The 13124-nt window shown below is 30.3% G+C and carries 21 protein-coding genes and 1 pseudogene; all 22 read left to right on the forward strand.

Going from position 1 to position 13124, the window contains the following annotated elements:
* Positions 1-284, forward strand: a 284-nt coding sequence (locus ACREV6_RS12720) for an RNA-guided endonuclease TnpB family protein (protein WP_431578406.1), incomplete at its 5' end; no start/stop codon positions are given.
* Positions 285-703: 419 nt separating this feature from the next.
* Entirely contained in the window at positions 704-1291 is a 588-nt protein-coding gene (locus tag ACREV6_RS12725; protein ID WP_431578407.1) for a DUF2785 domain-containing protein, read from the forward strand.
* Positions 1292-1457: 166 nt separating this feature from the next.
* Positions 1458-2042 (forward strand): GNAT family N-acetyltransferase, encoded by a 585-nt coding sequence (locus ACREV6_RS12730; RefSeq protein WP_431578408.1) that lies wholly within the window; start codon positions 1458-1460, stop codon positions 2040-2042.
* Between the two features lie 2 nt (positions 2043-2044).
* Complete coding sequence (locus ACREV6_RS12735) at positions 2045-2665, forward strand: HAD-IA family hydrolase (RefSeq protein ID WP_431578409.1); 621 nt, start codon at positions 2045-2047, stop codon at positions 2663-2665.
* A gap of 328 nt (positions 2666-2993) precedes the next feature.
* Positions 2994-3224, forward strand: coding sequence for a hypothetical protein (locus tag ACREV6_RS12740; RefSeq protein ID WP_431578410.1), 231 nt, complete (start codon positions 2994-2996; stop codon positions 3222-3224).
* A 159-nt stretch (positions 3225-3383) separates the two neighbouring features.
* On the forward strand, positions 3384-4046 hold the full coding sequence (locus ACREV6_RS12745) for a hypothetical protein (protein WP_431578411.1): 663 nt from the start codon (positions 3384-3386) through the stop codon (positions 4044-4046).
* A 293-nt stretch (positions 4047-4339) separates the two neighbouring features.
* Complete coding sequence (locus tag ACREV6_RS12750; protein WP_431578412.1) at positions 4340-4486, forward strand: hypothetical protein; 147 nt, start codon at positions 4340-4342, stop codon at positions 4484-4486.
* A 57-nt stretch (positions 4487-4543) separates the two neighbouring features.
* Positions 4544-5023, forward strand: coding sequence for an NUDIX domain-containing protein (locus tag ACREV6_RS12755; protein ID WP_431578413.1), 480 nt, complete (start codon positions 4544-4546; stop codon positions 5021-5023).
* 386 nt (positions 5024-5409) lie between these two features.
* Positions 5410-5847, forward strand: a complete 438-nt coding sequence (locus ACREV6_RS12760) for a GNAT family N-acetyltransferase (protein ID WP_431578414.1) — start codon at positions 5410-5412, stop codon at positions 5845-5847.
* Positions 5848-6008: 161 nt separating this feature from the next.
* Complete coding sequence (gene murD / locus ACREV6_RS12765) at positions 6009-7052, forward strand: UDP-N-acetylmuramoyl-L-alanine--D-glutamate ligase (protein ID WP_431578415.1); 1044 nt, start codon at positions 6009-6011, stop codon at positions 7050-7052.
* 3 nt (positions 7053-7055) lie between these two features.
* Complete coding sequence (locus tag ACREV6_RS12770) at positions 7056-7346, forward strand: Mur ligase family protein (RefSeq protein ID WP_431578416.1); 291 nt, start codon at positions 7056-7058, stop codon at positions 7344-7346.
* Positions 7347-7399: 53 nt separating this feature from the next.
* Entirely contained in the window at positions 7400-7927 is a 528-nt protein-coding gene (locus tag ACREV6_RS12775) for an HAD-IIIA family hydrolase (RefSeq protein ID WP_431578417.1), read from the forward strand.
* A gap of 61 nt (positions 7928-7988) precedes the next feature.
* Entirely contained in the window at positions 7989-8612 is a 624-nt protein-coding gene (locus tag ACREV6_RS12780) for a class I SAM-dependent methyltransferase (protein WP_431578418.1), read from the forward strand.
* Positions 8613-8774: 162 nt separating this feature from the next.
* Positions 8775-9299: pseudogene (locus tag ACREV6_RS12785) on the forward strand (nuclear transport factor 2 family protein); the annotation flags it as partial.
* Between the two features lie 37 nt (positions 9300-9336).
* Positions 9337-10257, forward strand: a complete 921-nt coding sequence (locus tag ACREV6_RS12790) for a GNAT family N-acetyltransferase (protein WP_431578419.1) — start codon at positions 9337-9339, stop codon at positions 10255-10257.
* A gap of 281 nt (positions 10258-10538) precedes the next feature.
* Positions 10539-10877, forward strand: coding sequence for a hypothetical protein (locus ACREV6_RS12795; RefSeq protein ID WP_431578420.1), 339 nt, complete (start codon positions 10539-10541; stop codon positions 10875-10877).
* Positions 10877-11383, forward strand: a complete 507-nt coding sequence (locus tag ACREV6_RS12800) for a hypothetical protein (protein WP_431578421.1) — start codon at positions 10877-10879, stop codon at positions 11381-11383. Before ACREV6_RS12795 ends, ACREV6_RS12800 begins: the two co-directional genes overlap by 1 nt.
* 18 nt (positions 11384-11401) lie before the next feature.
* Positions 11402-11572: a hypothetical protein gene (locus ACREV6_RS12805; protein WP_431578422.1), complete on the forward strand. Its 171-nt coding sequence runs from the start codon at positions 11402-11404 to the stop codon at positions 11570-11572.
* 1 nt (position 11573) lies between these two features.
* A complete protein-coding gene (locus ACREV6_RS12810) occupies positions 11574-11729 on the forward strand; it encodes a CD1375 family protein (protein ID WP_431578423.1) in 156 nt (51 codons plus the stop codon).
* A gap of 136 nt (positions 11730-11865) precedes the next feature.
* On the forward strand, positions 11866-12213 hold the full coding sequence (locus ACREV6_RS12815) for a hypothetical protein (RefSeq protein ID WP_431578424.1): 348 nt from the start codon (positions 11866-11868) through the stop codon (positions 12211-12213).
* A 186-nt stretch (positions 12214-12399) separates the two neighbouring features.
* Positions 12400-12612: a PF20097 family protein gene (locus ACREV6_RS12820; RefSeq protein WP_431578425.1), complete on the forward strand. Its 213-nt coding sequence runs from the start codon at positions 12400-12402 to the stop codon at positions 12610-12612.
* Positions 12613-12781: 169 nt separating this feature from the next.
* Positions 12782-13093 carry a hypothetical protein gene (locus ACREV6_RS12825; protein WP_431578426.1) on the forward strand — a complete coding sequence of 104 codons (312 nt, stop codon included), beginning with the start codon at positions 12782-12784 and terminating at the stop codon, positions 13091-13093.
* Positions 13094-13124: the final 31 nt, after the last annotated feature.

Below are 13124 nucleotides of genomic sequence, written 5' to 3' on the forward strand. Positions count from 1 at the left end.
ATAATTTGGCAAAAAGTATTCAAGATGTATCATGGTCAGAGTTTACAAGACAACTAGAATATAAAGCAAATTGGTACGGGAGAACATATCATAAAATAAGTCCCTGGTTCGCTAGTTCTCAGATTTGCTCTGAGTGCGGAGCAGTAAATAAGAAGGTTAAATTGCTATCAATAAGAGAGTGGACTTGTGAGGAATGTAAAAACATTCATGATAGGGATGAAAACGCATCAAAAAATATTCTAAAACAAGGAATAAATGAATTGGATTTAGAAATAGCGATTTAATAATTTATAGAAATTTATATAGATAAAATGTAGGGTAGGAACTTATCCGAAGTATAACGCCCATGGAGTTAGTAGGTTACGAGGACAATGATGTGGGAAACTTTATTAGTAATGATAGAAGCCCGTCACTTCAGCGATGGGAGGCTCACAAGAGGGTGTTAATATGTGTAATGAAAAAAAATCCTTAAAAAAATTTAAAAAGAATTAAAGAAAATGAATACAATCTTAGGGAAGATGAAAAAGTTACATACTATCTTGAATTAATGCTTAAATATATTGGAGATACAGACCAAGAACTAAGAGATGAACTTATATTAAATACTTTTGTTAATTGAATTGAAGAAAAAAGATATTTTACTAATGAAGAATTATCAAATCTCTTAAATACGATATTGAGTGAAGATTTTGCATTTTATAATATGGGACAAGAGAATGATGATTCTATATTAAAAAGGAGCTTCTCAATACTTTTAGTAAATCCTATTTTATGCGTACATTTAGATGAAAATTTCTTAGATAAAGATATGATAATGAAAACAAAAGATTGTTTAATTAAATATTTCAATGAAGAAAAAGATTTACGTGGATATGACTGTGATAAAGGGTGGATACATGCTTTAGCACATGTAGCAGATGGGATAGATTTATTGATTAATTGTGAAGGAATTACGGAAGACACTTGTAAAGAAGTTATGTTATCTATAGAAAATAGATTATGTGAAGGGAAAGAGTTTTTAAGTGCTGAAGAAGATGAGCGATTAGTTAATATAATTTATTACAATATTATAGAAGATAAATTATTAAGCGATGAATATATTTGTAATTGGATTCAAGGGTTAAGTAAAGTACTCCAAATTAATGAGAGAATAACTAAGTTCAAAGCTAGAACGAATGTGAAAAATTTTCTTCGAAGTCTTTATTTTAGAATGCTTCATATTGAAAATAATGAACAGATTTCAAATTCAGTACTTGAAATAGAAAAGATTTTAAACATATATATAGATTAGTAATAGAATTCACAATAACCTATTTTTATATAACCCTGTAAAAATTTATGGCTTATAGTCTATATGTAAGTTAGCAGTTAAAACAACGCCAATGCACGTTTGTAAGTTACTACGGTTTATATAAAAGAAAAATTATTTAATATTAAAATCAAGAGGAGAAATTGTTATGTTAATGCATAAAGGTACACAAATAATAAATACAGACAGGCTTTTACTGCGAAGATTTGAATTTGATGATGCCTATGATATGTTTAAAAATTGGGTAAATGACAGTGTGGTTACAAAATTCTTAACTTGGAAACCACATAACAATGTAGACGTTACTAAAGAAATTTTAGAGCAGTGGATTAACGAGTATGAGAATAATAATATTTATAATTGGGCTATTGAATTAAAAGAAATTGGTGAAGTTATTGGTGGTATTTCTATAGTCAAGTTAGATGAAAATTACTATTCTTGTGAAATAGGATATTGTATGTCAAAAGGATATTGGGGTAAGGGAATAATGAGTGAATCTTTAAAAGCAGTAATTGACTATTTATTTTCTGAAGTTGGGTTTAATCGAATAGCGGCAAAGCATGACACAAATAATATTGCTTCGGGAAAGGTAATGGCTAAAAGTGGGATGAAGTACGAAGGAACATTAAGACAAGTTAAGTTCCATGATAATAAAGAGTTTTATGATTTGGATTTATATGCAATTTTAAAAGATGATTGGATAAGGAACAACGACTTTAAGAGGGGGGAGTAGTTTTGTTTCAAAATATTATTTGGGATTTTGATGGTACTTTATTCGATACATACCCAGGAATGGTATATGCTCTTAAAAGAGCATTAGGTGATAATAGTGTTGAGGTAAGTGAAGATGAAATTTTAAAATATATGAAGGTTTCTGTAACAAATGCTATAAATCACTTTAAGGGAATTTATCTTTTGAGTGATGATTTTATTGAAAAGTTTTCATTTTACGAAAAAAATCTTGAAGCAGATAAGGTTATGCCATTTCCATATGCTAAGGAACTATGTTTTCATTTCAAAAAAAATGGAGGAAGAAATTTCATATTAACACACAGAGGAAATTCAACTCTTAAATTCTTGAAACAGCATGGTATGATCGATTGTTTTGATGAAATTGGAACAAAACATCATTGCTTTAAGAGGAAACCAGACCCAGAAGGATTCACTTATTTTACTAATAAATATAGTATGGGTAATGATTCGGTACTAGCCATTGGAGATAGAGAATGTGACATATTAGGTGCGAAAAAGGCAAGTATTAAAACTTGTCTTTATAATACAAATAGTATTGAACCAAATGAAAAATCGGATTTTACAATTCAGTCTCTATCAGAATTATTTAACATCCTTTTCTAGAAAGGATTGCTGAAAAATTTTCTAAACAACCATTCTAAGCTTCTCGGCGACTTGAACGCGAAATTTTATACGGAATTTTAGAATAAACGAGTAATTGCTTAGAAGTTATTTGGAATGATATTTTAAAACATAGTTGTACTTTATGTAGGGATATTTTAGAAACACCCAGGAGAATTTACTGTTTACGCAATCAAATAAGGATTATGAGCATAATATTTAGTTAGTAAGTAACTCTTATATATATATATTGCAGAAACACGTGAACTCTTTAAGAATCCATTGAACTATTTATTGAAAATATTAAAAGTTAATGAAAGGCGGGAGGAATATGCTGATTTTTACAGTAATACTTTTTGGGGTATCCATAATAATTGGGACATATTCAATTATATATCCCAATAAAGTTTTTGATTTTCAAGTTTTTTGGAATTTAAGACGAGATACTGGACTAATTGAAAGGGAAGGTGCAATAGACTTCATTAGAATTAAAGCAATAATTATACTAATAATTAACATTATTATGTCAATGGGTTTATTTACACAATACTTAAGAAGATAATGTTATTTGATTTGACCTTCCAATCCATGATTAGGTATGTGTCCTTGTAAAAAATCTGCCCATTCGATTAATTTTGTCCTACGTAGGCAACAATCAATGTTATGTGACATTATACACTAATCCTAAAACATAGATTCTAAATATTTTGGAGGTAGAATAATGGCATCAAGAATAATCCATTTAGCTATATGCAAACAATTGGAAGAATTCATAGACGTAAGTGATGTTAATAGATTAAGAATTGGAAATGTGTTGCCGGATGCAATTATTCGCGGACAAAAGGCACATGCGACTAGTCATTACAAGTTAACCGTTTGTGAAGGAAAGAAAAAAATGATGGATTTCACTAGTTTTCACAAACAGTTTTCAACAAAGTTATTAGAGGACAGTTTGTACTTAGGATATTATTTTCACTTGATTGAAGATGCAATGTATAGAAAGTTTTTATATTATGATTATAAATTGGGTGGCAATCGTGGACAGGAAATCTTGGAGGCACTACATAATGATTATGCAATACTAAATGGATATTTAGTAAAGACTTATAAATTAACCAATACTTTGAAGGTCCCAGAACATTTTGCAGAAGATGAAATAAATAAGATATATCCGTTTATATTGGAAGAGTTCTTACTAGATATGACTAATGATTTTAATTTTTCAACAGATGAAAAAACAAAATATTTTACAGAAGATATGGCTAAAGAATTTATTAGGAAATGTATTACTATTTGTAGAATAGAATTTGAAAAAATCCAAATCGTAAATCATGTCTTAATCCATTTGAGTTTGCCTGGTATAAATAATGAGTATTACTTATGATTATTGGCAGTTTTCGTGTACAAAATCACATAACAAGACACTCAAGTTCGTTTTTGTTTGAAAAAACAGCCACAGCACATCAGGTTACCAAGACAGGCCTGGCTAGATTCATAGACGTCTTCGGTTCAAAACGTTAGATTAATCGAGAAGAGTAGCAAACTTTTATTTAATTACTTAAATTTAATATTATGGGATATAATTAAAATTTATACAAATATAGAGGTATATTAAAATTTATGAAGAATATAGGTATTGAATGAAATAAAATTAAAGATTAGTTTAAAGGAGAAACCATGGGTGGTATTGCTATTATATCAGTTATAATAATTATATCTATTTTAGAGATACAAAGATGTTTCAGAATGTTAAATAGGTCTGTAAAAGATATAGAAGAGCTACAAGAAAAAGTAGCCAACATTGAAGAATTGCTAAAAAAATAAAGTCAGAATTACCAGTCAATGTAATAAGGTATTATTGCTAAAGGGAGGAAAATCAAAATGAGTTTTCATATTAGAGTAAGTGCCCGTGGCATTCTTATTAATAATGATAAAATTTTATTAAATGAATTTGGTGGTGGCGAATATTATAATATACCTGGAGGCGGTGTTGAACCTGGAGAAACTGTTAAACAAGCTGTAGTTAGAGAAATACTTGAAGAATCTGGTTTAAATGTTACTGTGCATGATTTTATATTTGCACTTGAATATGAACCTAATAATTGTAATTTTATTTACGGTAAAAGGCCACAAATAAGTCTTGTATTTCGTTGCTTTTTAAATGGTGATGATAAGATTAAGCCACCATCTATCCCTGATATAGACCCTGATAATCCCGAGATGTCAAGTGAAGCAAAGTGGGTACAAATATCCAATTTAGAAGACGTTAACTATGTACCTTATATCCATGAGCAACTTATGGAATATATAAAAACAAATAGCTTTTCACCAGCGTTTATCGAAGAGCTATTGATTAAGTAGTAAAATAAATAATTATATGTTTATTTATAATAATTCATAATGTTCATGTAGTATGTATTAAATCCAGGGATAACTGTAGTAGGTCTTGTTCAAAGTGTAGTAGTTAAATGACCTATAATAAAACATTGCCGTCCACCTTTGTTGGCGGACTATTTTTTTATAGCAACGTGTAAAATTATGACTTATAATCTATATATAGGTTAGTGATTGATGCATCGCTAAGGCACATTTCCCAGTCCAGTCGCACTAGGGCCGGTAAATATCGGCAACACCAAACGTTATATGCCATTTTAATAGAGATTTAATAATAGTTCATAAGGATTAATAAACAAATAAAGAAGAGTTGTTTAAATAATTAATTAGAATAAGAAATTGGAGGGATATAAATGGAATTGACTTTTAAAAAAATTGAGAAAGATAATTGGGAAGAGTGTGTTGAGTTAAGTGTAACAGAAAAGCAAAAAGATTATGTTGCAGCAAATTGGTACTCTATTTTACAAGGTAAGTTTGAAGAAGAGATTTATCCATTATGTATTTATGACGGAGAAGTAATGGCTGGCTTTATAATGTATGATTTAGATCCAGATACAAAAAGAATGGAAATGAGTAGGTTAATGATAGACCAAAAATATCAAGGTAAAGGTTATGGGAAAATGGCTGTATTAAAACTATTAGATTTAATCAAAGAGAAATACGGTAATATAAAATTTTATACAAGCATTGAGCCTAAAAATATAGTTGCACAAAAGTTATACGAAAGCTTAGGATTTAAAAAAACAGGTGAAATAATGTGGGATGAGGAAGTAATGGTAATTCAATTGTAAAAAAAATTATTAAGGGTGCACTAGGGTTTGGAAATGTCGGCAACAAGAAATGTTAGCTGAAGAATATGATTAAGAAAATTTGATTCCTTAATTAAGGGTATCATGTGAAATTGTATTTATATGAGTAATAGTATATTAGGTATGATAAAGGAGTTGATAAAATGAGTGATAATAAGAAAGTCTTTGTCCTAGGTATGGCTAGAAGTGGCTACGAGGCAGCAAAGTTACTGGCTAGCAAAGGCTATGACGTTATTGTCAATGATGATAAGACTGAACAAAACGTAGAACAAATGAATGAGTTACAATCGCTGGGTATCAAAATTGTTTTAGGATGTCACCCTGAGGATTTAATTGATAGTACCTTTGAGATGATAGTTAAAAATCCAGGTATTTCGAATAATCATAAGTATATGGAAAAAGCCCGTCAATTTAAGGTGCCTGTTATCAATGAAATGGAATTAGCATTTCGCTATTTCCCCACGGGGGTCACAATTATTGGTGTTACGGGAACTAATGGTAAAACAACTACAACTAAAATAATTTATGAGTTTTTAAAAAAGGCATCAAAGAGTGCGTTTTTAATGGGTAATATTGGATACCCAGTGTGTTCTTTTGTGACTCAATTAAAAGATAAAGACATTGCTGTTATGGAAGTGTCCGATCATCAGCTGTGTAACGTGATAGATTTTAAAACAACTATATCCTTATTAACTAATTTATCGGAAGCCCACCTTGATTTTCATGGTTCATACGAGATTTATAAAACCATGAAAAAGAGGATCTTCAATCATCACACTAAAAGTGATATAGCAATTCTTAATTTAGATGATAAAGAAGTGCTTGGCTTAACAAAAAATATAGAATCGACTAAAAAATATTTTTCATCTAATTCATTAAATAAATTAGGTTGTTCAATAATTGATGGATATATTTGTTATAATAACGATAAAATAATAGCTTTGGATGAAGTGGGAATTAAAGGAAGGCATAATTATGAAAACGTTATGGCAGCTATATCAGTTGTTAAAGAATTAGGTGTAGATAATAATGTTATCCTTAGTGTTTTAAAAACTTTTGGTGGTGTAGAGCATCGAATAGAATATGTTAAAACCATAAACAATATAGATTTTTATAATGATTCTAAGTCCACTAATGTGACATCAACCCAAATAGCTCTATCGTCATTTGTAAAACCAACTATATAATTGTTGGGTGGTTTAGATAGAGGGCACAGCTTTGCAGAGCTTACGGATTATTTAATAAATGTAAAACTAATTGTAGCATATGGTGAAGCAAAGACGAGGATAAATGATTTCGCTATGGAGTGTGGTATTCCTTGTAAAGTTGTTAATACCTTAGAAGATGCTACAGAGATCGCTTACCGTTCATCTAGTGAAGGATATGTTGTTCTTCTAAGTCCTGTATGTGCTTCATGGGATCAATTTAAGGATTTTGAGGTTCGTGGAAATATGTATAAAGAGTATGTAAACAAACTATAGAAAGTGGGATAAATTTTTTAATATATAAACGTTATGAATAGGGAGTGATTCTATTGGGAATAGAAGCTGTTTTTTTAGATCGAGACGGTACTATTGGAGGAAGTGGTCATTTTATTCACCCAGATGAATTTAAACCATATGAAAATTTTTATGATGAGATTAAGAAGTTAAAAGAAATGGGAATAAAAATCTTCTCATTTACAAACCAACATAGAATATCTAAAGGTGAGGCTAAGATTGAGGATTTTAGAAGAGAATTTGAAAATTATGGTTTTACAGATACATATATATGTACTCATGAAATGAATTCAAATTGTGAATGCCAAAAGCCAAAACCAGGGATGTTAGTACACGCAGCTAAAGAGTATGGTTTAAATTTATCAAACTGTATTGTTATTGGTGATGTCGGAACTGATATGATAGCAGCAAATTCAGTTGGGGCAATTAAGATTTTAGTAAAGACAGGTTGGGGAAAGGGAAGTTTAGGTGAATACAAATATCTTTGGGAAGATGTTGAACCAGATTATATAGCTGAAGATATATCAGATGCAATAACGTGGTTGATAAATAAATATTATTGAGTGACTATGAGTAGGGAGTTTAAAAACATACTGAAATGTATAAATCAGGAGGATTTTAAGAATGAGTAATCCATGGAAATCACTTGATTTGGAAACGTATGAAAATCATATGTCATCTGATGAAGTATATCAACTACAGACCTTAAATGAGATTACTAAAGAACAATTGCAGGACAATCAACGCACGTTTGTTGGAGTGTTAGGGGTTGCTGGTGGCAATGGCCTTGATAATATTGATATTTTAATAACACAAAAAGTTTATGCCGTTGACATAAACAGAAACTATCTTGATATTTGCAAACAAAGATATCAAAATTTGGGAAGTACGTTAGAAATTATCTGCGGTGACTTAATTGATGATGCTATCGTTTTACCTTACACTAACTTATTAATATGTAATTTAATTATTGAATACATAGGTGAAAAGGAATTTGTATCTATTATTGATAAAAATAAAATTAATGTAGATGTAGTATCCTGCGTTATACAGAAAAATAATGACAATTCATTTATAAGTAATTCAGACCTTAATTTACATTTTGAACCCATTTTATTTATTCATCACGACATTGATGAAAATAAGCTTAAATATCTATTCTCTACTATTAAGTTTACCTGCATTAAATATAAAAAATATATACTTCCAAATGGTAAGGAATTTATTAGAATGGACTTTAGACACTAGTAATATGTATTGACCTTAAAGTGAGTGTTGAATTTATAATTAATTCAGATTTTTTTATACAGAATAAATTAGGCGGGAGTGAAGGTGGTGGGATGAATATCGAAAATAATTCAGAAAAATGGTGGCACATTCCTTCACTAAGCGCAATTAACCCGATTTCAAGAGGGATATACAAATAGAGACTTGAATTTATTGGATAAATTTGTCGAGGAGCTTTTTGTGAATGACAAAGATTCTTTAATAGTTGGAACAGCAGATTCTGAATGGTGCATTGGGAAAGAAGATATTAAAAACTTGATTGGTTCAGACTGGAAGTATTGGGCGAATGTAGTTCTTGATATTGATGGAGCTACTGTTTCTTCACTAGGAGATGTTGCATGGGTTACTACAGAGGGATTTTTAAATAGCACACTTAGTGAAACTAGATCATACGAGAAATGTTTGAATAAAATCAAAGAAAATATAGAGTCAGATATCAAATCAAAAGATAAAGTACTAGATACATTAAGAACTATTTCAATGAGTTTGTATGATCTTAACCTTGGAGAAGAAGTAGTAAGGCCGTTCAGATTTACTGCAGTTTTATTGAGATGTAATAGTGGTTGGAAATTTCACAGTATACATTTCTCACATCCAACAAATTTACCGGCAGATGTAAGAGTAGTAGGAGATATGAGAATTAGTTAAAATATATTCCAAATTAACATAAATAGGGGGAATTGCTATGACTAAAGAAATGAAAGTTCTTGGTCAATATATTGATTTAGGACATAATATTAAGCTGGCTTATCAAGAACCGGAAGTGTTTTCTAAATACCATGTTGTCTATCATGGCCAAAAGTATGGGAATTATTATTTTAGAAACTCACCAGATATGCTGTTGGGGAAAGCAAAATATATAGATTCAGGCTACTTTATTTTGAAAGATGATAAGATTGTAGGTGGAGCTTTCTTGAAGCCCAATTTTATGGCTGACTTATTTGTTATACCACCTTATAATGATTACACATACATAGCAGACAAGCTATTAAAGTACTTAAAAACAATATCAAGTAAAACTGAAAAAATACTACTTCAGGAAATAATAGAAGATTATGTGCCTTTTTATGAAAGTAAAGACTGTGTAATTTTTGAAGATGGTTTTTGGATGATTAGGCCTACAGACTCCATAAATTGCATTGTTCCGGATAATTATGAAGCTAAAGCTGTTGTTGAAGAGTATAAGAATGAAATCGCAGATTTGATAATAGCTGCATACACAGCTAATCCAACCATCAATTCAGTTGATAGTAAAGAAAGCTATATCCAGCATGTAGAGGCAGCTATTGAAAATACTAAAGATAATGATACACTATATAACAGTTCAAAAGTAGTCATATGTAAGGCTACCAATGAGGTTGTGGGCTCATGTTTACATATGGAGTTTGAAGGATTACCACTAATTATGAGTTTTGCTGTTAGACCGGAGCATCAAGGAAAAGGTATCGGAAGCTACTTAATTAAAAATTCAATTAACTGTTCAAGTACTGCTTATCGAGCTACTAGATTATTTGTTTTTAATAATAACCCAGCAATAGAAATCTATGAGCACCTGGGATTCATTAAAAATAGAACACTGAATGATATGTATTTAATAAATGACTAATCTTAAGCCGGTTATAACCAAGATAACTTTGAGTATTGCACTAAGAATTTAGGTGAAATTTATACTGATAAAATACGAAATATATTGTTAAACATTAAATGATTAAGTTATTAAATTCATGAAGAATATTCTTATTAAGCGTCACAACTATTAAAACCGAATAATCCCATAAAACGCCGTATTATTAAGGAATTTTACGGTGTTTTTACGTCGTATTTGACTGATAATTTGACACAACAAATATGCTAAAAAAGGAAATTTAGAATGGGAGGAATGGCATAATGGCTATAGGAGATGCAACACCTAAAAAACTATATCAAGGAGCATTAAGTGCTACAGTAACAGCAAAGTATACAACACCTGCTAACATTAGAACTCAGATAGTTGAGATATGGGCGGACAATCAAAATACGACTACTGATAGAAAAATAAATATGTATGCTCATGGTTTAGCAAGTGCAAATAGATTAAGCCATAACATACCGATTACGAAGGATACAGGGGTTAGTATATCAGATAATAAAATCATCTTAAATGCAGGTGAAGTATTCGCTATGTCCCAAGATATAGGGAATGATTGTGTTGTTACTATATATGGTATAGAGGAGGTAATTGCATAATGAGTAAAATAATTAATTACCAGCCTCAAGGAGCTGCTGATTATTGGACAAAAACAAGCGTAAATAAATCAGAACGAAATAAATATGTATATCTACCATCGACAAATTATAGTCCTATATTTTCAATTACCGGAAAAGGTCGTTTAAAAACAATCATAACAAAGGGTGTTACTATTGATTATAAAACATTTGTTAGGGTTACGGTGGATGGGGTTGTTAAATGTAATATCAACAATAATAAAGAAATTAACAAAGTTTTTGGTCTAATTACGGAAGATCTTATATCATGCAATCCATCCACTGGATTTCTTTCTACGCCATATAATAGTATGACTGAAAAACTAACTGACTGGGGTGTCTCATATCCGACTGAGCCTTTCTCTTTTGGGGTGTGTGTCATAGCAGAACCAATAATTTTTGAATCTAGTTTACTAATTGAGATTATGTGTGAATATCCTGGTGGTCCTACCACATGTCCATATGATATATCATATTGTGTATTATAGAGAAGGGTGGAATTAAAAATGGAAAATGTTTATAAAACTACAATATTACCAAGCGGAGCAATCATTAAGGAAGTAGACAATCCAAAAAACGAATCAATAATAGTCCAACCAGTTGACAAAGACAAAGTCGAAATGACTGAACTTATAATAACATTATCAGAACAAATAATAACATTAGGAGGAATTTAATATGAAAGATTACTTAGTAAAAGCTTATGGATATTTGGTAAAGGTGTCGGTGTGGGATTTAGAGCCAGTGGAAGCTAGCACAAAGAAAGTAGTACCTGAGAATTACAGAGCATCGGTTGCTTTGTATTTATCTACAGGAGAAATTGTTGCACTTTAGCAAACTAAGCTGATATAAAGATTAGGATATCTCTAATCTTTATATTTATGATAAATTATGGTATTATTAATTCGGAACAGTAAAATATTGCGTCTTAGATAATAAAATAATAATTAATCGTATTGGAGGAGGTACAATGGGAAAAATGAGAAGTAGCTGGAGTAAAAAACAAACAGATGAAAAAGCGCTGTCTGTACTTAGAAATGGTAGCTGGCGTAAAAAACAATGGAGTAAAAAACAAACAGATGAAAAAGTGCTGTCTGTACTTAGCAATATTTGTTCTATAAGCATAATAATATTTGTATGTACGCAGATTTTAGGTATTTGGAAAACTGAAGCAGATGTAATTGTGCCATTGATAGGTGTGTCAGCGTTAATTCAAGCCAGTCAGAATTGGAAGAAGAATAAAGAAGTTGATAAAGTTAGTGTTTGTGCTATGATACTTGCTTTGGTGTTTTCAATTTTTGAATTTATAATAAAATAAACTCAAATTTGTAAAATGGATTGGATTAGCGAAAGTAACACAATGGTAATTGAGTTACTTTCACATTGAGGCTATTACGCATTACAAAATAATTGTAAATATACTTAATTTATGGTAATTATGGTATGATAGAATGTATATTGTTAGTCAGAATTGTTAAAAATTACGAAATAAAGGAGCAAAGTAATGAAATGCCCATATTGCGGAAATGAGATGAAGAATGGAGCGATTTGTGGAGGAAGAGACAACTTAAAATTTATTGCAGATAAAGCAAAAAAGAGATTCGGGATATTTCCTGTAAGTATAAAATTAACAAGTCTTTGGGGTGGCAAATTAATATCCCACTATTGTGAAAATTGCCGTAAAATTATAATTGATATTGAACAATCTTCTACTTAGGCGTCACAAACAATAAAAGTTTGTGGCGTTTTTACTTATGACGACTTAGGAAAACATGGTGCAGTAAAGTTTGGACTATTCCAATTTTTACTGTTATGTTATATAATGGTAACAATGATTCGGAATCGTATTTAAGAGATCTGTATTAATATATTTGTGGGGGTAGATCATGGGCAGGTTACTATATAAAATATTACCTATATTACCAATGATGTTATCATTAGCATTAATTTTATTTATATATCCAAAAATTGATGAAAAATATGGGATAACAAATAAAGTAAGTTTAAAACTTAAAGTAGGTCAGGAGTGGAAACCATTTTTTTGTGTTTGTAGTTTTCTTGTATTTATATTAGGGGTGGGTATATTGGGTATATATATAATTGAAATTCCTAATACTGTATATTTTATACTATGTGGAATTTATGGTGGATTCAGTATTGGTATAGCAAATAAACTTACAATAAGAAAAAATATATAGTCATACTTTTTCGTAAGTTACGTCACAACTG

The organism is Clostridium sp., assembly GCF_050717515.1.
Lineage (GTDB): Bacteria > Bacillota > Clostridia > Clostridiales > Clostridiaceae > Clostridium_AD.